This window comes from Kribbella albertanoniae, from assembly GCF_004348455.1.
Classification (GTDB): Bacteria; Actinomycetota; Actinomycetes; order Propionibacteriales; family Kribbellaceae; genus Kribbella; species Kribbella albertanoniae.
The window spans coordinates 1-19,611 of the sequence record NZ_SMKA01000175.1 but is presented as its reverse complement, the minus strand read 5'-3'; the positions used below and the strand labels follow the sequence as shown (position 1 = coordinate 19,611).

19 protein-coding genes are annotated in these 19,611 nt (G+C 67.5%); 10 read left to right on the top strand and 9 right to left on the bottom strand.

What is annotated here, in order from left to right; genetic code table 11:
- Positions 1–208: 208 nt before the first annotated feature.
- A complete protein-coding gene (locus E1261_RS29580) occupies positions 209–451 on the bottom strand; it encodes a hypothetical protein (protein WP_132412285.1) in 243 nt (80 codons plus the stop codon).
- 117 nt (positions 452–568) lie between these two features.
- Here E1261_RS29580 and E1261_RS29575 point away from each other — a divergent pair, with 117 nt between their 5' ends.
- On the top strand, positions 569–1,063 hold the full coding sequence (locus E1261_RS29575; protein ID WP_132412283.1) for a DnaJ family domain-containing protein: 495 nt from the start codon (positions 569–571) through the stop codon (positions 1,061–1,063).
- Here E1261_RS29575 and E1261_RS29570 read toward each other — a convergent pair.
- Positions 1,056–3,158: a thiamine pyrophosphate-dependent enzyme gene (locus tag E1261_RS29570; RefSeq protein ID WP_132412281.1), complete on the bottom strand. Its 2,103-nt coding sequence runs from the start codon at positions 3,156–3,158 to the stop codon at positions 1,056–1,058. The genes E1261_RS29575 and E1261_RS29570 overlap by 8 nt on opposite strands.
- Before the next feature lie 3 nt (positions 3,159–3,161).
- Positions 3,162–3,632, bottom strand: a complete 471-nt coding sequence (locus E1261_RS29565; RefSeq protein WP_132412279.1) for a MarR family winged helix-turn-helix transcriptional regulator — start codon at positions 3,630–3,632, stop codon at positions 3,162–3,164.
- Positions 3,633–3,749: 117 nt separating this feature from the next.
- Between E1261_RS29565 and E1261_RS29560 the strand changes: the two genes are divergently transcribed.
- Both E1261_RS29560 and E1261_RS29555 read left to right on the top strand, forming a co-directional pair.
- Positions 3,750–5,051, top strand: coding sequence for an MFS transporter (locus E1261_RS29560; RefSeq protein WP_132412277.1), 1,302 nt, complete (start codon positions 3,750–3,752; stop codon positions 5,049–5,051).
- Positions 5,052–5,344: 293 nt separating this feature from the next.
- On the top strand, positions 5,345–5,986 hold the full coding sequence (locus E1261_RS29555; protein ID WP_238176509.1) for a hypothetical protein: 642 nt from the start codon (positions 5,345–5,347) through the stop codon (positions 5,984–5,986).
- Between the two features lie 3 nt (positions 5,987–5,989).
- On the opposite strand, the gene ku is transcribed toward E1261_RS29555, so the two are convergent.
- Together ku and E1261_RS29545 are read right to left on the bottom strand one after the other, a co-directional pair.
- Positions 5,990–6,844, bottom strand: a complete 855-nt coding sequence (gene ku / locus E1261_RS29550; protein ID WP_132412273.1) for a non-homologous end joining protein Ku — start codon at positions 6,842–6,844, stop codon at positions 5,990–5,992.
- 18 nt (positions 6,845–6,862) lie between these two features.
- Positions 6,863–7,726 carry a hypothetical protein gene (locus E1261_RS29545; protein WP_132412271.1) on the bottom strand — a complete coding sequence of 288 codons (864 nt, stop codon included), beginning with the start codon at positions 7,724–7,726 and terminating at the stop codon, positions 6,863–6,865.
- Positions 7,727–7,804: 78 nt separating this feature from the next.
- Here E1261_RS29545 and E1261_RS29540 point away from each other — a divergent pair, with 78 nt between their 5' ends.
- Together E1261_RS29540 and E1261_RS29535 are read left to right on the top strand one after the other, a co-directional pair.
- The gene (locus tag E1261_RS29540) at positions 7,805–8,440 is read left to right on the top strand and encodes an NIPSNAP family protein (protein WP_132412269.1); all 636 of its coding nucleotides are present in this window, start codon (positions 7,805–7,807) and stop codon (positions 8,438–8,440) included.
- A gap of 150 nt (positions 8,441–8,590) precedes the next feature.
- Positions 8,591–9,448, top strand: coding sequence for a serine protein kinase RIO (locus E1261_RS29535; RefSeq protein ID WP_238176508.1), 858 nt, complete (start codon positions 8,591–8,593; stop codon positions 9,446–9,448).
- Here E1261_RS29535 and E1261_RS29530 read toward each other — a convergent pair.
- Together E1261_RS29530 and E1261_RS29525 are read right to left on the bottom strand one after the other, a co-directional pair.
- On the bottom strand, positions 9,432–10,601 hold the full coding sequence (locus tag E1261_RS29530) for an alpha/beta hydrolase family protein (RefSeq protein ID WP_132412265.1): 1,170 nt from the start codon (positions 10,599–10,601) through the stop codon (positions 9,432–9,434). The two genes, E1261_RS29535 and E1261_RS29530, sit on opposite strands and share 17 nt — an antisense overlap.
- Positions 10,602–10,676: 75 nt before the next feature.
- On the bottom strand, positions 10,677–12,332 hold the full coding sequence (locus E1261_RS29525) for an FAD-binding dehydrogenase (protein WP_132412263.1): 1,656 nt from the start codon (positions 12,330–12,332) through the stop codon (positions 10,677–10,679).
- A gap of 67 nt (positions 12,333–12,399) precedes the next feature.
- Between E1261_RS29525 and E1261_RS29520 the strand changes: the two genes are divergently transcribed.
- The gene (locus E1261_RS29520; RefSeq protein ID WP_238176507.1) at positions 12,400–14,274 is read left to right on the top strand and encodes a DUF5107 domain-containing protein; all 1,875 of its coding nucleotides are present in this window, start codon (positions 12,400–12,402) and stop codon (positions 14,272–14,274) included.
- A gap of 133 nt (positions 14,275–14,407) precedes the next feature.
- On the top strand, positions 14,408–14,815 hold the full coding sequence (locus E1261_RS29515) for a DUF3592 domain-containing protein (protein WP_238176506.1): 408 nt from the start codon (positions 14,408–14,410) through the stop codon (positions 14,813–14,815).
- Between the two features lie 52 nt (positions 14,816–14,867).
- Here E1261_RS29515 and E1261_RS29510 read toward each other — a convergent pair whose 3' ends face one another.
- On the bottom strand, positions 14,868–15,485 hold the full coding sequence (locus tag E1261_RS29510) for a TetR/AcrR family transcriptional regulator (RefSeq protein WP_132412259.1): 618 nt from the start codon (positions 15,483–15,485) through the stop codon (positions 14,868–14,870).
- 97 nt (positions 15,486–15,582) lie between these two features.
- On the opposite strand from E1261_RS29510, the gene E1261_RS29505 reads away from it, so the two are divergent.
- Both E1261_RS29505 and E1261_RS29500 read left to right on the top strand, forming a co-directional pair.
- Positions 15,583–16,731 (top strand): phosphatidylinositol-specific phospholipase C1-like protein, encoded by a 1,149-nt coding sequence (locus tag E1261_RS29505; RefSeq protein ID WP_132412257.1) that lies wholly within the window; start codon positions 15,583–15,585, stop codon positions 16,729–16,731.
- 7 nt (positions 16,732–16,738) lie between these two features.
- Positions 16,739–17,182, top strand: coding sequence for an OsmC family protein (locus E1261_RS29500; protein WP_132412255.1), 444 nt, complete (start codon positions 16,739–16,741; stop codon positions 17,180–17,182).
- A 417-nt stretch (positions 17,183–17,599) separates the two neighbouring features.
- Here the strand turns inward: E1261_RS29500 and E1261_RS29495 are convergent, their stop codons facing one another.
- Positions 17,600–18,784, bottom strand: a complete 1,185-nt coding sequence (locus E1261_RS29495; RefSeq protein ID WP_132412253.1) for an FUSC family protein — start codon at positions 18,782–18,784, stop codon at positions 17,600–17,602.
- A 54-nt stretch (positions 18,785–18,838) separates the two neighbouring features.
- On the opposite strand from E1261_RS29495, the gene E1261_RS29490 reads away from it, so the two are divergent.
- The gene (locus E1261_RS29490) at positions 18,839–19,342 is read left to right on the top strand and encodes a DUF5709 domain-containing protein (protein WP_132412252.1); all 504 of its coding nucleotides are present in this window, start codon (positions 18,839–18,841) and stop codon (positions 19,340–19,342) included.
- Positions 19,343–19,611 lie beyond the last annotated feature (269 nt).

The window sequence follows — 19,611 nt, the reverse complement described above, 5'->3', positions numbered from 1 at the left end:
CCCCGCTACTCCACCCCCCCGTGTGGCCGCTGCGCGAGCCGGTACGACGTTGAGCGCGGTTCAACCACATCCGCGGCCGGAAGGTGGTTGATGGGTGCTCAAGGTGAGGGGATGGGGAGGCTCCAGAAGTGGGTTCGGGAGGTGACCATGCCGTAGCGGACGGCCACGTGGCGCATGACCTTCAGAGGGCCGCCGATCAGGATCAGGGCTAGCGGGATTTCCAGGAGGACGGCGCTGAGGACGGCTTGCAGGAGGTCGGCGCGTTGGCTGGTGAGGATGTCGAACCAGGCGTCGCAGAGGAGCAGTACGCCGGCAGCGCGGTTCGCCACTTGCGGATCCGGTTGATGGTGCGCGCCGACGGCAACCCGTCCGGGCGCGGCAGCAGCCGCAGGATCAGGTCGCGGCGCTCCGCCGGGGTGAGCGCAGCGATCTGTTCGTCGGTCAGGGTCACCCCTCCAGTATCGGCACAGCCAGTAGCGGGGCGAGGTCCAGCATCTCTTGTGATTGCATTCACAAGCCCTTAGAATGGACGTCCGGAGCAACTGTCGAACCGACAGCGAGGTGCCACATGACGAGCCGCAAGCCCCCGAGTATGTCGATGCAGGAATGGATCGACCACCAACTGCGCGAGGCCGAGAAGGCCGGCGAGTTCGACAACCTGGTGGGTGCGGGGAAGCCGCTGAAGCTCGCGGACAAGCATGATCCGGACTGGTGGGTGAAGGACTTCATCCGCCGGGAGAACCTCGACACCGAGGCGCTGCTGCCGGTGCCTGTGTTGCTGCGCAAGGAGAAGGCGCGGGTCCGCGAGAAGGTTGCGAAGATGCGGCGCGAGTCCGAGGTCCGCGACTACCTCGAGGATCTGAACAAGCGGATCGTGCTCGCCATCCGTGACGCCACCGGCCCGGTGATCCCGGTCGGGAAGGTCGACGCCGAGGCGGCGCTCAAGCAGTGGCGCGTGGACCACGAGGAGTGGCTGGAGAATCGCCGCCGGGCGGTCACTCGCGCCGCCGAGGAGACCGCCGTACCGGAGAAGAAGTCGTTCTGGCAGCGGATCTTCAGCTGATCAGCGCTCGGGCGGCGGTCTCGATCGTCTCCTCGCTGAGCAGTACCTGACGGGCCGCGTCGCCGAGTGGGACGAACGAGTCTTCCGAGGTGACGCGCGCCATTCGGCCGGTGTAGCCATGGTCGACCAGTGCGGCCAGCACGCCTTCCGATACGCCACCGGAGCGCCGGGTCTCGTCCACGACGAGCACTCGGCCGGTGGCCGTTGCCTCGCGCAACAAATCCTCGACCGGCAGCGGTGCCAGCCAACGCAGATCGAGAACCCGTACGCCGGGCACCCGCGCCGCGACTCGCAGACTCATCGGCACCCCGTTGCCGAAGCTGACCAGCGTCAGCTCGGTGCCCCCGCCGTACGTGCGGCCGCGGCCGATCGGGACCGGCTTGGTCGGGTACGGCGTCAGCCACGCGTCATCGGCCTCGTCGTACAGATCGCGGCGGTGGTAGAGCGCGATCGGCTCCAGGAAGACGCAGACCGTGCCCGAGGATCGGGCTGCCGCGGCGCAGGCGTGCAGCATCGCGGCGGCGTCATCCGGTCGCGATGGCGACGCGATCACGATCCCGGGGATGTCGCGCAGCACGCCGATCGCGTCGTCGTTGTGGAAGTGGCCGCCGAACCCCTTCTGGTAGCCGTAGCCGGCGATCCGCAGCACCATCGGGTTCGCGTACTGCTCCTGCGAGAAGAACTTCAGCGACGCGGCCTCACCGCGGAGCTGGTCCTCGGCGTTGTGCAGATAGGCCAGGTACTGGATCTCCGGCAACGGCAGCAGCCCGGAAACACCCGCACCCAGTGCTAGGCCGAGGATCGACTGCTCGTCCAGCAGGGTGTCGAAGACCCGGGCTGCGCCGTGGGCCTTCTGCAGTCCGCGCGTCACGCCGTACACGCCGCCCTTGCGACTGACGTCCTCGCCGAACAGCATTGCCTCGGGATAAGACCCCAGTACGTCGCTCAGTGCGCGGTTGATGGACTGGCTGAGTGTCAACCGTTCTGTGGTCGGGGTGCGCTGTGGCAGCGCGTCGGCGACGACCAATGGATCGGGGAAGCGAAGTGGCGCGGCGACAGCCTCGGCCGATGACAGCTGCGGCAGACCGCACACCTCGGCCGCGATCCGCATCGCCTCGGTGCGTTTGTCCTCGTAGAGATCGATCACCTCATCCGCACTGAGGCCCGCGCCGAGCAGTCGACGCGCCGTGCCCAGCAGCGGATCCAGCACCTCGTCGGCGGCCACCTCGGCAGTGGTCCGGTACGCCGCCTCGACGTCGGAACCGGCATGGCCGAGCAGCCGGACGGTTCGTAGCCGGAGGAACGCCGGCCGCCGATTCCGCCGTACAAAGGTTGCTGCTTCCATTGCCATCGTCAGTGTCGCGGCGAGATCGGTGCCGTCGGCATCGAAATACCGCAGGCCGGGGCGTTGGCCGTAGGCCTGTTTGATCCAGCCGTCCGGCGTCCGCACGCTGATCCCGAGCCCGTTGTCCTCGCAGACCAGCAGCAGCGGCATCGGGATGCCCTGGTACGACGTATGCAGCGCGGCGTTGATCGCACCGGTGGCCGTGGAGTGGTTCGCCGAGGCGTCGCCGAAGCTGGTTACCACGATCGCGTCCGCGGGCCACGGTGACGGTACGCCGAGCTTCGCGGCCCGGGCCATCGAGAACGCGACCCCCATCGCCCGCGGCAGGTGGGACGCGATCGTCGAGGTCTGCGGGATGATCGCCAGGTCATGCCGGCCGAAGACCTTGTGCCGGCCGCCCGCGATCGGTTCGCTGGTCGCAGCGGCGACGCCGAGCAGGATGTCGCGCAGCCCGTCCTTCACACCGCACTGATCCGCGCGGGCCAGGTAGAAGGCACCGGACCGGTAGTGCAGTAGGGCAGGGTCGGTCGGCCGGAGCGCCGCGGCAACGGCCGCATTACCCTCGTGCCCCGCCGACCCGATCGTGTAGAAACCATGCCCCTGCGACTGCATCCACCGGGCGGCCAGATCCGCGTGCCGGCTGCCGAGTTGAGCGTCGTACAGACTGCGCAGTAGATCCGCGGAATAGTCGCAGGGCGCCGGCTTGAGCGCCCGGACACGCTCCCCGAACCGCTCGTCGACGGCGGTCAAGGTCTATTCCAAACCGCAGTCGAAGCCGTCGTCGTTGGGGTTGGCGTCGGCCAGGACGTCCAGGATCCGGCTCGCGCCGTGAAGGTCCGCATTCGATACATGATCCGCGAAGAACGTCGAGACCACAGCTTCGACCACGGGTCGGGCCGCGTCGAGCGCCTTCCGGCCGTCCTCGGTCAGCTCGGCCCAGGTGGCTCGGCGGTCCTCCGGGGTGTTCCGGCGGATGACCCAGCCGTCCTTGTCCTCGAGCTTGCCGACGATCCGGGTGGCGCCGCTGCGGGAGATCATCATTTCCTCGGCCAGCTTGGCCATCCGCAGCGGACCGTCGCCCAGGGCACGCAGCACCTCGTGCTCGAAGTAGGTCATCTTCAGCCTGGTCCGGAGCGTGTTGTCGAGATGCGTGAACAGCAGGGTGTCCGCGCGGTACAGCGCTCGCCAGGCCTGGAGCTGGGTGGGACTCATCTCCGGCGGCATGCTCACAGCGTACGCCGTTTCGGTGCACAACTAAACGGTTGACACGTGAACTGTTCGCATGGGTACTCTGTCGGCGCGGGATGAAACAGTCGGTTGGGTGAGCAGGAGGAGGCGATCGTGAGCGAGGGTGGCGCGGGGTGGAAGGCGGTTCGGCCGCTGAGGCACCGCAATTACCGGTTGCTGTGGACCGGGTTGGCGGTGGCGCTGCTCGGCAGTGGGCTCTGGCTGGTCGCGCTCGCGTGGCAGGTGATCGAGCTCGGTGGTGGGCCGGTCCAGCTGTCCGTGGTGACGACGGCGTACAGCATCGGCCTCGTTGTCTGTGTTCTCTTCGGCGGAGTTGCCGCTGACAGGTTGTCGCAGCGCTCGGTCATCATCGCGGCAGACGTGGTCCGTGGTGCGGTGCTGCTGGTCGCCGCGGCTCTCGCGTTGACGGGTCTGCTGGAGATCTGGCATCTGGCCGCGGCCGCCGTGCTGGTCGGTGCCGGCGAGGCGTTCCTGATACCGGCGTACACGGCGTTGGTGCCGAGGCTGCTGCCTGCCGATCAGTTGCTTGCGGCCAACGGGCTCGAGGGGACGCTGCGGCCGCTGGCGCAGCAGGCGACCGGTCCCGCGCTGGGCGGTCTCGTGATTGCCGCGATGTCGCCAGGGCTGGCGATCTTGATCACCGCGCTGACCTATTTCTTCTCTGCCGCCTGCGTGCTCGCGATGCGGCTGCCGGCCAACGAACCGGCCGAGGCCGACGAGACTGACGAGGAGCGGGCGACCGGCGTACGGGCGATGTTCGCGGATCTCCGGGAAGGCTGGGTCTATGTACGGCGGACCCGGTGGCTGCTCGCGTCGTTGCTGTTCGGCACCGCGTTCGTGCTGTTCATTCTCGGGCCGCTGGAGGTGCTGCTGCCGTTCGCCGTCAAGGACCAGTTGGGTGGTGGACCGAAGGACTTCGGCCTGGTTCTCGCGGCCTTCGGTATCGGTGGGGCGATCGGCGCCCTGGCGATCTCGTCCCGGAGCCTGCCGCGTCGCTACCTGACCGTCATGACGTTGATGTGGGGTTTCGGCTCGGTGCCGATCCTGGTTCTCGGCATCGCTCGGGATCTGTGGGTGATGGCGCTCGGCGCGGCCGTGGTCGGCGCGACCATGTCGGCGGGCATGGTCATCTGGGGCACGTTGCTCCAGCGCCGGGTCCCCGACCAGTTGCGGGGCCGGATCTCCAGCCTCGACTTCTTCGTCTCGCTGCTGCTGATGCCGGTCTCGATGGCGCTGGCCGGACCGGCCGGTGCTCTCCTGGGTGTCCCGGCCGTCTTCATCATCGCCGGTGTCGGACCTGCCCTCGTCTGCGTGCTGGCCGTCTACTTCGGCCGGATGCCGTCCGACGAGATCGCCAACCCGCTCGACGTCACCCCGGAACCAGCCAACGCCTGACCGCGTCCGACCTTGCGGCTCCTAGTGGGCCGTGATGGGGGTTCTTTGGCGCTTGCGGCGCCCAGGCACGCACCTCGCGGCACCGGAGGAACAGCCACGATGGAAAAGCATCGAGGCTGCCCCTCCGGCACCCCGATGCACGCACCTGAACACCGCAATCACTCAAACAACCCCCACCACGGCCCACTTGCGATGACAACCCTTCGCCAGGTTCCAGACGTCTCTGTTTGGGGAACGGTGGGAGAGGGCCACTCGTTCTATCGGGTAGCGGGTGGGAATGACGTGAGGTGGGCGTGACTGTGAGTGTGCAGCGGGTGGCGATTGCTGCCGGTTTGGGTGCCGGGACGGTGGGCGCCCTGACCGGTGTGCTGCTGCTTGGCCCGCTGGGGGCTTCGCTGCTGCTCGCAGTCGTCTTCCTGATCGTCTGGCCGCTCGCTGCGGTGATCCGGCAGGTCGTGGACGACACCCCGGACTATTCGGCGGTCACGGTCGCCGCGCTGGCCGCGGCGGGCGTGCTGTGCCTGCCCGGGCTGGTTCGGTTGGTCGCGGACGGTGCGTTCGGTGTCGCGATGCTGCTCGTGGGTGCGGTGGCGTTCGTGCTGATCGACCTCGTCGTACCGACTCGTCGGGAGCGGCCGTCGTCGCGTCAGCAGCGTCGGATCCGGCGGCTGACCGAGGAGCAGTTCCTGGAGGACGAGGCGCTGATCGCCTCCCTGCAGTGCCCGCTGAGTATCAGTGAGCTGTGCGATGTCTGGGTCGAGACCGCGGGCCAGCTGGCTCAGGGCGCCGACATGCGCGATCGGCAGGCGGTCGCCGAGGTGCGACGGATCTGCCTGGACGAGTTCGAACGCCGCAACCCGGTGGGCTTCCAGCGCTGGCTCGACGCCGGTGCGCCTCCGAACCCGACGACGTACCTGATGGCTCACGGCGAGTAGGCCTCAGGAAGCCTTCTTCCGCGCCGCCGCTGTCTTCTTAGTGGCAGTCTTCTTCGTGGTGCTCTTCTTGCCTGTGCGCGCCTTGCGGGCGGCCTCGACGCTGGCGCGCAGGGCGCTGACCAGGTCGGTCGGGGTGGTCGCCTCCGGCTCCTCCTCGTTGAAGACGACCTCCTTGCCCTTGCGCTTGGTCTCGACGAGCTTCTTCACCCGCTCGGTATAGGTGTCCTTGTACGCCGACGGCTTCCACTCACCGCTCATCGCCTCGACCAGGTCGGCCGCCATCGTCAGCTGCTTCCCGGTCCGCGCCTTGGCCGGCAGGTCGTCCAGCTCGGCGACCGGATCCCGGATCTCGTCCTCGAAGTACATGGTCTCCAGGACCAGCACCTTGTCCTGCGCCCGGATCGCGGCCAGGTACTCCTTGCCCCGCATCACGAACTTGGCGATCCCGGCGCGGTTCGTCTTCGCCAGGGCATCCCGCAACAACCCGTACGACGAAGCCGTGTCACCCTCTTTCGGACCCAGGTAGTTGGACTTCTGGAAATGGATCGGATCGATCTCGTCCAGGTCGACGAAGGTATCGATCTCCAGCGACCGCGACTTGCCGGGCGCGATGTCGTCCAGCTCGGCCGGCTCGACGACGACGTACTTGCCGTTGCCGAGGTCGTGTCCCTTCACGATCTTGTCGTAGGGGACTTCACGCCCGGTGCGTTCGTTGACCCGCTTGTACCGGATCCGGTCCGAGGTCCCGCGCTGGAACTGATGGAAGTCCAGCTCGTGCTCCTCGGTCGCGCTGTACAGCCCGACCGGCACCGAGACGAGGCCGAAGGTGATGTAACCGCTCCAGATCGATCGCGCCATGCGCGCCCGGTACCCAGGTCACATGCGGTTGTAGCGTTTTCGCGCCTCGCGACTTTCCTTCTGGGCGTCGCGAGCGGTACGGCGGGCTTCGTCGAGCTCGGCGCCCAGGTTGTGCACGAGCTGCTGCGCCTCGGCGAGCGCATCGCGGGCGTCGTCGAGTTGCTTGTCGAGGTCCTCGACGCGGGCCTCGGCGGCCTGGGCCGTGGCGACGGCCTCCTCAAACGCCCTCTTCGCCTCGGCGCGAGCCGCGGCCTCGCGCTCCTCAGCCTCCCGTTGCGCCCGATCCTTCTCGGCCTCAGCCTTCGTATCGGCCGCTTCATCGGCCTGCTGAGTCTTCCGCCGAGCGCGAGCCGCCTCCCGGCGCTCGTCGGTCAGCGGGGTGACGTTGGTAGGCTCGCCGTTCTCGTCCACGACGCCGAAGCCGACATGCCGCAGCGCGCTGCTCAACCGACCTTCCCGTACGGCGTCGCCTGCGGCAGGGTCGACCAGAGCGGCATCGAGTGTCTCGCGGAGTTTCTGAGTGACATCCGCGCTGACCTTCTGATCGGCCGCCTTGGCGAGCCGCCCAGCCTCTTTCACCAGCTTGTCCAGCAACTGGTGACGCCTGGGGGTCAGTTCACGCAGCCGGTCGCCGTCCATGTCGGCGGTCGCCTCGCGGAACTCGTCGCCCAGCGCAATCAGATCGTCCAGGTCGTCCGCCGCGTTGTGGGCGACCAGGTTCGCCACCCAGGCGGCTACGGTCGGCTTCCGGAGCGCCTTCAGCCGCGTCGAACCGAGCTGGTCGCCATCAGCCTTCAGCTGCTTGGCCAGCTCGTTGCGCGTCGCAATGAAGTCAGCCGCCGGAATCGCGTACAGCCGGTCCGCTGCCTCCTCGAAGTCCACCCGCCCGACGCTACCCGAAAGCTGACACGTTCTGGCAGGTTGACGTGGTTGGCTCGCACGGTGAATGAATGCTGCTCCGTGGTCGACCTCCGTCAGTACACGCTGCACCCAGGCCGGCGCGACACCCTCATCGACATCTTCGACGAGCACTTCGTCGAGGGCCAGGAAGTGTGCGGAATGCACATCGCCGGCCAGTTCCGCGACCTGAACGACCCCGACCGCTTCGTCTGGCTCCGCGGCTTCCGCACCCTGGACGCCCGTGCCGAAGCCCTCAAAGCCTTCTACTACGGTCCCGTCTGGCGCCAGCACGCCGAAGCAGCCAACGCCACGATGCTCGACTCCGACAACGCCCTGCTGCTCCAGCCGATCAACCTGGGCCCGGACTACCCGCAGCCCGACGCCCTGCGCCCGGACGACCAACCGAACTCAGTCATCGCCGGCTTCGTCCACCCAGCCGACGACGCCTTCCCGCAACACTTCCTGGACAACCTGCTCCCGGTCCTCAGCGACCTCGGCGTCTCCCCGCTCGCCATCTTCCGGAGCCTGTCGGTCGAGAACAACTTTCCCGCCCTACCCCTCCGCGACGACACCGTCCTCGTCTGGCTAGCCCGCTTCACCAACGACACGACGTACGAGCTTGTCCGGGAAGCACTCAGCGGCTGGAAAGGCCAAGAGCTCCGACTCCGACCGACCATGCGTTCTCAGGTCCGTTAAATACGTTGCGCGGGTGGGTGCGCGCAGGCATGCTGAATCGAACCGCGTGGCGACGAGCGCTACCTGGGCTTAAGGAGGGCTGACGGATGGCTATCACTGTGCTGCGGCATGTCCGCGTCAGTCTCACCTCGAGCTTCAGGAGCACCCCAGTTGTCTTCAGACGTCTTTCGTACCGAATCTGATCTCTACGAATTCGAATTCCAGCAGGTCGACGAAAATCTGGCGCCGAACCAGCGCTGGACCACCTGGCTGGACGTCGAGCGCGGTTCTCGCGGGCCTGAGCCCCGCCCCTCGTGGGTGGTGACGGCACAGGCCGCGATCGACACCGAGCTCGGCGTCCTTAAAACCGGTAAGGAAGCAGATGTCTTCCTGATCGAGCGCGCCGTCGAAGCCATCGGCGACGCGCCTGCCCAGTCCTCGTTGCTCGCCGCCAAGCGGTACCGCACCGAGGAGCACCGGTCCTTCCACCGCAGTACGGCGTACGTCGAAGGCCGCCGTACCCGCAACAGCCGTGACAGCCGGGCCATGGCCAAGAAGACCCAGCACGGGCGCAGCGTTGCGTCGGGGCAATGGGCCTACGCGGAATGGGATGCGCTGAACCGGCTGTGGAAGGCCGGGGTGCCGGTGCCGTATCCGGTCCAGATCGACGGGACCGAGTTGTTGATGGAGTTCATCGACGACGGCGAGGGCGGTGCCGCGCCGCGGCTCGCTCAAGTGCGTCCGTCGAAAGAGCTGCTCGGGGAGTACTTCGAGCAGCTGCGAGGTGCCATGCGGGAGCTGGCTCGGGCCGGTCTCGCGCACGGCGACCTCTCGCCGTACAACGTGCTGGCGCAGGGCGAGCGGATCGTGATGATCGATCTGCCGCAGGTGATCGACATCGTCGGCAACCCGAAGGGGATGGAGTTCCTGCTCCGGGACTGCCACAACATGGCGGCCTATTTCACCAGCAGAGGCTTGGAAATCGACGAACAGGAGCTGTTCGCCGACCTCCTCAGCATGGTGTTCTGATCGCTTTCTGCAGGAACGGCACCAGTGCCACCAGCCGGTCGGGGTAGGCGTCGACGAGTCCGTCGACATGATTGCCCGCCTCGACCCGCTGGTACGTGTGCAACCCGGTGCGCCGGGCCATCCCGGCGTACACGTCGGAGTCCTGCGTGATCGGCAGCAGGCTGTCGTACGTGCCGTGGATGGTGACCAGTGGTCGCTTGATCTTCCCGGTCAGTTCGATCCGCCGGATCGCTTGGTGGGCTTGCGGTCTGGTCGCGTAGTCGTAGTCGCCCTCGGTTCCGGTGTACGTCGGATCGAGCTCGGCGGCGTAGATCCGCTGGGTCAGTTTCCAGTAGACGTTGTAGTGGTAGTCCCACAGGAACGCCGACCGCGGGTCGAAGCCGGCCGCGGTGATGAGCGCGGGCGATTGTTGCTCATAGCCCCTGATCGCCCGCGGCAGGAACGTGAAGATGTTGGGGCCGTCGGCCGTCCACAGCGTGCCTTCCAGGTCGACGCCACGGGTATAGAGCTCGGGGTGGTTCTCCAGCTGCCAGCGCACCAGGTAGCCGCCGTTCGAGATCCCGGCCGCGACGACCGCCTGGACCGGGCGGCCGTAGTACTGAGTGACCGTGGTCCGCGCGGCCCGGGTGAGCTCGGTCATCCGCAGATTCCACTCGACGATCGCATCGCCGGGACGCCGGCCGTCGAGGTAGAACTGCACGCCGGTGTTGCCCTTGTCGGTTGCGGCGTACGCGTAGCCGAGGGACAGGACGTAGTCCGAGATCGCCTTGTCGTTCGCGTACTGCGCTCGGACCCCCGGCGAGCCGGAGACGACCAGCCCGCCGTTCCATCGGTGCGGTAGGCGGATCACGAACTGGGCGTCGTGATTCCAGCCGTGGTTCGTGTTCGTGTGTGAGGTGTCCGGGAAGTAGCCGTCGACCTGCACACCCGGTACGGCGGCCTGGACGGGGAGACTGCTGTCGGTCAGCCCCGTGAAGTCTGTGGGATTCGTGTGGCCGGACGTGACTGTTCCGTTCGTGGTCAGGTCGTCGAGAACGGCGGATTGCTGGTAGGCCGCGCCTGGGACGCGCAGGGGTCGATGCGCATCGGCTGGGGCAGCAGCGAGGCTCGTGAGCAGGACAGTGGCGGCAGAGACGGCGAGGAGGCGGCGCATGCCGTCACGTTAGGACGTGCCGCCGGACCAGGACATCGGGTCCGACAACACATCCGGCGTACTGATGGTGTGGTCTTAGGACACTGCCTTCGCGGCTGCGCGGCCGGCGGTGCGGCCGGTGAAGAGGCAACCGCCGACGAAGGTGCCTTCGAGTGAGCGGTAGCCGTGGACGCCGCCGCCACCGAAGCCGGCCACTTCGCCGGCGGCGTAGACACCGGGTAGCGGCGTACCGTCGGTGCGCAGGACGCGCGAGTCCAGGTCGGTCTGTAGGCCGCCCAGGGACTTGCGGGTCAGGATGTTCAGCCGTACGGCGATGAGCGGGCCGGCCTTCGGGTCGAGGATCCGGTGCGGAGGGGCGACCCGGATCAGCTTGTCGCCGCGGTAGTTGCGCGCCCCGCGAAGCGCGGTGATCTGCAGATCCTTGGTGAAGGTGTTGGTCATCTCGCGGTCCCGGGCGACGATCTGGCGCTCGAGATCGCTCAGGTCGATCAGTTTGTCGCCGGTCAGGTCGTTCATCCCGCGGACCAGGTCCGGCAGGTTGTCCCGGACGACGAAGTCGGCGCCCTTCTCCATGAACGCGCGCACGGGCGCGGTGGCTCCGCCGCGGGCCCGGCCGAGCACACCCTTGATGTCCTTGCCGGTGAGGTCGGGGTTCTGCTCCTGGCCGGAGAGTGCGAACTCCTTCTCGATGATCTTCTGCGTGAGCACGAACCACGTGTAGTCGTAGCCGGTGGTCATGATGTGCTCGAGTGTGCCCAGGGTGTCGAACCCGGGGAACAGTGGCACCGGCAGCCGCTTGCCAGTCGCGTCGAACCACAGCGACGACGGGCCGGGCAGGATCCGGATGCCGTGCATCGGCCAGATCGGGTCCCAGTTCTGGATGCCTTCGGTGTAGTGCCACATCCGGTCGCGGTTCACGTACCGGCCGCCGGCCTGCTCGGTGATCGCGAGCATCCGGCCGTCGACATGCGCCGGTACGCCGCTGATCATCCGCTTCGGCGGTTCGCCCATTCGCTTCGGCCATTGCGCGCGGACGAGATCGTGGTTGCCGCCGATCCCGCCCGACGTGACGATGACCGCCTGCGCGGAGAGCTCGAAATCAGCGACCTCGGTCCGTGAGCTCTCCTGCCCACGCAGCACGCTGCTCGGCTCCAGCACCTTGCCGGAGACGCCGTCGACGACCCCGCCGGTGACGGTCAGCTCGTCGACGCGGTGCCGGAAGCGGAACTCGACCAGACCCTTGGCCACCGCCTCACGGACGCGGCGCTCGAACGGCGCGACCAGGCCCGGGCCGGTGCCCCAGGTGATGTGGAAGCGCGGAACCGAGTTGCCGTGCCCGTCGGCGTTGTACCCGCCGCGCTCGGCCCAGCCGACCACGGGGAAGAACCGCACACCCTGCGCATGCAGCCAGGGCCGCTTCTCGCCGGACGCGAAATCGACGTACGCCTCGGCCCACTGCCGGGCCCACTTGTCCTCGTCGTCCAGCCGGTCGAACCCGGCCGAGCCGAGCCAGTCCTGCATCGCGAGATCGCGAGAGTCCTTGATCCCCATCCGGCGCTGCTCGGGAGAGTCCACGAACATCAGGCCGCCGAACGACCAGAACGCCTGCCCGCCCAGCGAGGCCTCCGGCTCCTGGTCCAGTAGCAGCACCTTCTTGCCCGCGTCGGCAAGCTCCGCGGTCGCTGCCAGCCCGGCCAGTCCCGCCCCCACGACGATCACATCGGCGTCCATGGGGACATGTATACCGGACAGTAGTCAGGCATGGACTCAAGTGCACGTAATTGCAAGAATATGGGTCGTGACGATCCTTTCTGCGCATGATCTCGTCCTGCCCGCTGCCGCGCTCGGCGGGGAGAATCCGCTGCCGCCACTCCGCAGTCACCAGGAAGTGCACGAGGTCCGCAACCTCGCCGAACTCCCGGCCGACCTGCAGGCGAACATCCGGTACGGCGGCCTGCGCAGCACCCTGCCGTGTCTGGATCAGGACGGCTACGACCGCACGCTCGTCGAGACGGCCCTCCCGTCACTCGTCCTGGAGAACGACCACCTCCGCGCGGTCGTGCTCCCGACCCTCGGCGGACGCCTCTACTCGCTCGTCCAGAAGGCGAGCGGTCGGGAGCTGCTCTACCGCAACCCCGTCTTCCAGGCCGCGAACCTTGCCCTGCGGAACGCCTGGTTCGCCGGCGGTGTCGAGTGGAACGTTGGCAGCACTGGCCACTGGACCGGCACGTGCTCCCCGATGCACGCGGCCCGCGTCGAAGGCCCGGACGGCACGCCGATCCTGCGGTTGTGGGAGCTGGAGCGAACCCGCAATCTCATTACCCAGCTGGACTTCTGGCTGCCCGCCGACTCCGAGTTCCTGTACGTCGGCGTGCGGCTGCAGAATCCCGCCGATCACGACGTACCGGCGTACTGGTGGTCGAACATCGCGGTCGATCAGTCGGAGCGCACGCGGGTGCTGACCCCGGCGGATCAGGCCTGGCGGTACGGGTACGGCGCTCGGCTGGATCTGATCGATGTGTCCAGCGAACTGACCTACCCGACCTGGCATGACAAGGCGGTCGACTACTTCTTCGAACCGCTCCCCGGCGAGCGACCGTGGATCGCGTCGATCGATGCCGAAGGCAACGGATTGGCGCAGGTGTCGACCGAGCGGTTGCGTGGTCGCAAACTGTTCGTCTGGGGCGAGGCCCCGGGTGGGCGCCGGTGGCAGGAGTGGCTCGCCCCGGGTCTCGAAGGTCCTGGCTATGCGGAGATCCAGGCCGGATTGGCGCGCACGCAGATGGAACACTTGAAGTTGCCGGGGGCAACGTCCTGGCAATGGCTCGAAGCGTACGGGCCAGTGGCGGTGGATCCGGACGCAGCCCACGCGGATGACTGGCAGGTTGCCCGTACGGCGGGTGCTGCGGCACTGCAGGGGGTTCTCGACGGACTGCCGGCGCGGGAGGCGGAGTGGTCGACCGTGATCGATGCGGCGCCGGTGGAGCGACTGTGGGTTGGGTCGGGATGGGGTGCGCTGGAGTTGGCGCGGACCGGGTGGTCGGTGTCTGCGGGGACGCCGTTCGATGCGGACACGATGACCGATCGGGAGCGGGCCTGGTTGCCGTTGCTGGACGGACAATTGCCGGCGACGGACGGCGTACCGGATGGAACGTTGGTTGGGTGGCTGGAGTTGCTGGAGAAGGCGGCGGACAACTGGCTGGTCTGGTATCACCGTGGGGTCGCGCGGTATTACGCCGGTGACGAGGCCGGGGCGCTCGAGGCGTGGCGGGAGTCGGGGGACAACCCGTGGGCGCTGCGGAATCTCGGGTTCGTGACGGGCGAACTCGCGTACTACGAGCGGGCGGTGGTGCTGCTGCCAGAATTGGTGGAGCTGCAGGTCGAGGCGATTGGGGCTGCGCTCAACGCAGACCTTGAGCTCGCGAAGCGGTTCTTGGATGGGCTGTCGGCGGAGGCGGCTGCTGATCCGAGACTGCGGTTGCTGTTCGTGCAGTATTCGCTGGCCACCGGAGATGCGCAGCGGGCGCACGAGTTGCTGGCCGAGGGTATTCAGCTCGCGACCGTGCGTGAGGGAGCGAATCCGCTGACCGACTGCTGGCTGGCCGCTGAAGAGGCGCTCGGGACCGGGCGGCCGGTGCCGCCGGAGTACCAGTTCGGCATGAGTGGAACCTGACGGGACAAATTCCTTGTCCGAACCTGGAACCGAGTACATGTAACCGGCGTCTCACCGACGTGCGGTAAAGGCCGCGCAGTCAGTTTCGACAACGACCGCGTCGCTCGCGGGCGACGCGTCGGGGGTGAGTGCCATGTTGACGATCGTTGTACTCGGTGGGTTCGGCTTGGTGCTGCTGGTCGCCGCCATGATCGTGGCGGATGTGGTCAGCGGTTCCCGGCGTGAGGTGAATCCTTCGGGTAGTGAGGAAAAGACCGCAGGGCGGGTGATCCGGGTCCGCGGCCCGGTGCACGGGCGCCTGCAGGACGGTACCCCGGCCATCTACACCGAGGTCATCGTCGAGTACTACACCCGCCGGGGTGAGGGACCGTTCGAGGTCGCTCGCAAACTCCCGGTCGGGAGCAGGACGTCGTACCAGAAGGGCGATCGAGTGATCGTCGCGTACGACGTGCGCACGCCACGGCGGGGCCGGATCGCCGGTCGCGTCACCCACTGGCCGACATACGGCCCGCGGGCGGGGGATCCGCTGCCACAGCGGTAATTCCCCCGCATCTTGGAGTCCCTCACCTGATGACAGGTGAGGGTTTTGTGATTCAGGCCGGGAAGTGCGGAGCGAGCGTGCTGTAGAGGGCAGGCAGCCCTTGGGACAGGACGTACTCGGCCTCTGCCTCCGGCAGCCGGTCGGCGAGGTGGGCGAGCGCCTCACCCATGGCGATGCTGAGCGTGACCGCCAGCCGGAAATTGCGGCTGTCCTGGGCGCCGAAGCGAGCCACCAGCAGCTCGGAGAACTCGCCGGCGTGCTGATCGTCGTACTCACCCGGCTGGGTCTCCAGATCCGGGTCGCCGAGTCCGCTCAGCACGACCGCGCGGAAGCCCGGGTCGTCGCGATGCATCTCGCGGAACGTCACCATCGTCACGTCGACGGCCTGCCGCCAGCTGGTCACCTCTGCCAGCCGGATGCTCACCGCCTCGGTGTAGCGGGCTTGGTTCCGCCGCTCGATCGCCTGGATCAGGCTGCGCTTGTCGGGGAAGTACCGATAGACGCTGCCGACCGCGATCTCGGCCCGTTTCGCGATCCCGCTCGTCGACGCCGCGTCGTACCCACGCTCGACGACTTCGGCACAGGCCGCGTCCAGGATCCGCTCGACCTGGCGGCTGGCGCGGTCCTGGGTCGGTGTGCGGCGCAGCGGATACGCCGACGATGTCACCATTCGGCCATTGTGCACCGAAACGTCGACAACCCTGGCACCTTCGTATGACAGATTGCCGTCAGATCTGCGTCATGACTCATCGGAGGGAACGCAACAGATGCGCATCAGCAAATCGGTGATCGCCGGTATCGCGACCACCGCGGTCGCCGCGTCCGGCCTGGCCGGCTCGGCCCTGACCACTTCAACGGCCGGTACGTCGGCCGGCGTGAAGCTGAACCAGATCCAGGTGATGGGTTCGCACAACTCCTACCACCGCGAAGTCAGTGACAACGAGAAGAAGATCCAGGTCGGGCAGAACCCCGGCTCGGTCGACCTCTGGTACTCGCACGCCCCGCTCGGGCAGCAGCTCGAGGACCAGAATGTCCGCCAGTTGGAGCTCGACCTGGTCCCGGACCCGAATGGCGGGCTCTACACCTACCCGCTGATCCGTAAGATCGCCGGGCTGCCCGCGCTCACCGACCCGGAGCTGGCCAAGCCCGGTATCAAGGTGATGCACATCGTCGACGTCGACTACAACACCGTCTGCCGCAGCTTCAAGCAGTGCCTGCAGCAGGTGAAGACCTGGTCCGACGCGCACCCGTACGCGGCGCCGGTCGTCATCAGCCTCGAGCTGAAGCAGTCCGACCCGGCGATCGTTGCCCAGGGCGGCGTGAAGGCTCCGCCGTGGGACGCCGGCAACCTGAACAGCATCGACGCGGAGATCCGCTCGGTCTTCAGCGAGAAGCAGTTGCTGTCACCGGACGACGTACGGAAGTCCGGTCTGACGCTGGAGCAGTCGGTCACGACCAAGGGCTGGCCGACGCTGAAGAACGCGGCCGGCAAGGTGCTGTTCTACTTCGACAACGCCGGACCGGGCACTGAACTGCGCAACATCTACCGCGAAGGCAAGCCGAACCTGGAGGGCCGGGCCGTCTTCACCCGCGGTGCCGAGGGTGAGGCGGATGCCGCGATCACCCAGGTCAACGACCCGCGCGCCGCGGGCACGGCCGAGATCCAGCGCCTGGTGAACAAGGGCTACCTGGTGCGGACCCGGTCCGACGAGCCGCTGTCGACGATCCGGAACAACGAGTTCAGCCGGGTCGGGATCGCCTTGGCCAGCGGTGCGCAGTTCGTCAGCACCGACTTCCCGGTGGCCGGGATGGCTTCGCGGTACGACAGCGACTTCGTCGCCGAGCTGCCCGGGGACACTCCCGTACGCTTGAACCCCGTGACCGGGAAGCAAGGAGCACGCGTAGCGGAAAGGTGATCTGAACATGTCGGAGCACGTGGTCGACGTCAGCTGGAGCCGTGGTGAGCACGAGTTCACCTATGACACCTACAGCCGTGATCACGAGTGGCGCTTCGACGGCGGGATCACCGTGCCCGGGTCCGCCAATCCGGCGTACCTGGGCAGTCCCGGGCTGGTCGATCCCGAGGAAGCGTTCGTGGCGGCGATCTCGTCCTGCCACATGCTCACCTTCCTCGCGATCGCGGCCCGCAAGCGGCTGGTGGTCGACTCGTACGACGATCACGCGGTCGGTGTGATGGCGAAGAACGAGGCCGGCCGGGTGGCCGTCACCGCGGTGGCGCTGCACCCGAAGATCGTCTGGGCCGGCGCCGAGCCCGCGGCCGACGTACTGGATCGGTTGCATCATCTGGCGCATCAGGAGTGTTTCATCGCGAACTCGGTGACCACCGAGATCACGGTCGAGCAGTAGCCCCAGGCAACAAAAACCACCCACCGGGTCTGGCCTGAGCCTCGCGCAAGCGGCGTCAGGACAGTCGGTGGGTGGTTTTGCGGTGCATCTCTGTGGTGATGCACCGGGACGGATTCGGCGGCGCTGCACATGGGCGCCTCTGCGTTTCGTGTGCGTCATCCGTGCGGTCCAACTCGGTGGGTAGGACCGTCCGGGTGCGCTGCCGTTTCCGTTCGTCCGGTTCGCGCCAGTTACTGCTCAGCGGCGGCGTCGCTCCGGTCGTCTGTGGTTGTGGTCGTCTCGACGGTCCGGCCGAGCTCGCTGGCCAGCGTCGTCATCATTCGGTGGATCGTCATGCCAGTGAGACGCACGCCGGACCCGGGTATGACGAGAAAACCCGGAAATTTCTCAATGTGACCTAGGCCACTTTGTCCGGACCTACTTTTCGTCGAGCCCGTCCAGCCGCAGCGGGACGAGTTTGCGGGCCTCGTCGTACGACGTCCCGGTCAGCTCGAGCAGGTCGACCACGGTGGAGCGGATCTGGCCGAGCACCACTACCGCGGACAACCCGGCAGGCAGCGGCAGATCCGCCGTACGGCGGCCTAGCTCGCCCAGCACGCGGTGAGCGGCGACCTTGGCGGCGGGCTCGAACAGGGATTCCGCGATCAGGCGGGTGCCGTCGGCGAGCCGGTCCAGGAGCATCGGGTATTCGTCCGGCATCCGTTCATCGCGCCAGACCGACACCGCGCACCGCCGTACCAGGACTCGGATGTTGCGGATCGCGCGGTCCAGCGGGACGACGAGATCGGCGATCTGCTGGACGCGGCCACGGTGCCTGCGGCGGAACGGGGAGAGGCGGACGACCGCGACCCCCTCCGCGGCGGCGCTGCGCAGGTCGTCGAGCATGGCCTCGCTCGCCCGGGCCCGGCGGAGGGCATCGGTCAGCTCGCGCTCGTCACGTTCTTCCGCGTGGGCCTCTTGGTCGGACTTGTCACGGAGGCCGTCGGCGGTCTCGACGAGGATCGCGGAGAGCTCGTTGAGTACCTCGGAAGCTTGTTGCCGTGGGCGCCTGATTGCGGCGGCCGGAGCGATGGTTGCCGCGGCGAGCGCAACCACTCCACCGATCACCGCATCCAGCCAGCGGTCGAACCCTGCGCCGGGGTTGGGCAGCAGGGTGGTGACGATCGCTGCCTGGACGCCGGCCTGGGTGGTCATCAACGTGCCGGCACCGAGCAGTACGGCGATGCTCATGGCGAGCGCGACCACGAAGATGATCTGCGGTACGCCGGTGCCGAAGAACCGGACGAACAGGTCGCCGACCCCGACTCCCACGGCCACCCCGACCATCACCTCGGCGACGCGGCGTAGTCGCTGGCCGAAACTGAAGCCCAGGCAGACCATCGCGGCCACCGGTGCGAAGAACGGTTGGTGGTGGCCAGCGGCGTACCGGGCGAGCGCCCAGGCGACGCCGGCGGCGAGTGCACACTGGGCGATGAAGAAGATCCGGTCGCGCCACCGCTCCAGGCGGCGGCGGACCGAGGCACGCGAACGCCGTGCGGCCTGCGGCGCGATGTCGTCGCGCAACTCCCGCAGCTGGTCCAACGTCAGCCTGACCGGATCCATCCGATCATTGTGCCCGGCTTGATTCATCGGGGCTTGAAGGGAGACTGTGTGTTCATGACGGAGAACAACCGCGAGGACTACGGCAGCTACAGCGTCGACGACGAGGACCAGCTGCAGGCGGAGGACACCCTGAACGACCGTGGGGTGGACGATCTGCTCGACGAGGGCTACTCGCCGCCCGAGAAGTGGTCCGCCGGTGAAGGCTTCGGCACCACCGCCGACGAGGCGCTCCAGGGTGAGTCCCTCGACCAGCGGATCGCTCAGGAAGAGCCCGACGTCGACCCGTACGCCGAGCAGGCCGAAGACGTCGGCGGCCCCGAGGTCGGCACCCGCCGCTCCGGCCGCCTGGTCGCCCCCGACGAAGGCTCCCACGCCGACATCGACTCCGACCTCGTCGCCGAGGACATCGGCTTCGACGGCGCCGCCGCCTCCGCCGAGGAAGCCGCCGTCCACGTGGTCGACGACGAAGAAAACTTCGAACTCGAAGACGACGACGACACCGACCTGTCGGCGTACGAGAACGTAGACCTAGGCGACGTCACCGACCCCGAAAACTGATCCCTAACGTCCGAAAGACCGGAGGCCCGCCCTCCGATCCTTCGGACGTTGTTTCGTGGAACCAGCTAACGTCCGAAAAGGCGGAGGAGGGCCCTCCGATGCTTCGGACGTTATTTCGTGGACCCACCTAACGTCCGAAAAGGCGGAGGAGGGCCCTCCGATGCTTCGGACGTTAGCGGCGGGTGACCGTCACCCGGGTGCCGTGTTTGGGGATGAGGGTGACGTTTTTTGCCTGGGCGGGCTCGGGGCGAGGGTCGGGGGCTTGGAGG

Excerpts from the sequence above, each read along its gene's own strand:
- E1261_RS29575 (WP_132412283.1), top strand. The coding sequence starts at position 569 with ATGACGAGCCGCAAGCCCCCGAGTATGTCGATGCAGGAATGGATCGAC.
- E1261_RS29565 (WP_132412279.1), bottom strand. The coding sequence starts at position 3,632 with ATGCCGCCGGAGATGAGTCCCACCCAGCTCCAGGCCTGGCGAGCGCTG.
- ku (WP_132412273.1), bottom strand. The coding sequence starts at position 6,844 with ATGGCGCGATCGATCTGGAGCGGTTACATCACCTTCGGCCTCGTCTCG.
- E1261_RS29530 (WP_132412265.1), bottom strand. The coding sequence starts at position 10,601 with ATGCGCCGCCTCCTCGCCGTCTCTGCCGCCACTGTCCTGCTCACGAGC.
- E1261_RS29525 (WP_132412263.1), bottom strand. The coding sequence starts at position 12,332 with ATGGACGCCGATGTGATCGTCGTGGGGGCGGGACTGGCCGGGCTGGCA.
- E1261_RS29515 (WP_238176506.1), top strand. The coding sequence starts at position 14,408 with ATGTTGACGATCGTTGTACTCGGTGGGTTCGGCTTGGTGCTGCTGGTC.
- E1261_RS29510 (WP_132412259.1), bottom strand. The coding sequence starts at position 15,485 with ATGGTGACATCGTCGGCGTATCCGCTGCGCCGCACACCGACCCAGGAC.
- E1261_RS29505 (WP_132412257.1), top strand. The coding sequence starts at position 15,583 with ATGCGCATCAGCAAATCGGTGATCGCCGGTATCGCGACCACCGCGGTC.
- E1261_RS29500 (WP_132412255.1), top strand. The coding sequence starts at position 16,739 with ATGTCGGAGCACGTGGTCGACGTCAGCTGGAGCCGTGGTGAGCACGAG.
- E1261_RS29495 (WP_132412253.1), bottom strand. The coding sequence starts at position 18,784 with ATGGATCCGGTCAGGCTGACGTTGGACCAGCTGCGGGAGTTGCGCGAC.
- E1261_RS29490 (WP_132412252.1), top strand. The coding sequence starts at position 18,839 with ATGACGGAGAACAACCGCGAGGACTACGGCAGCTACAGCGTCGACGAC.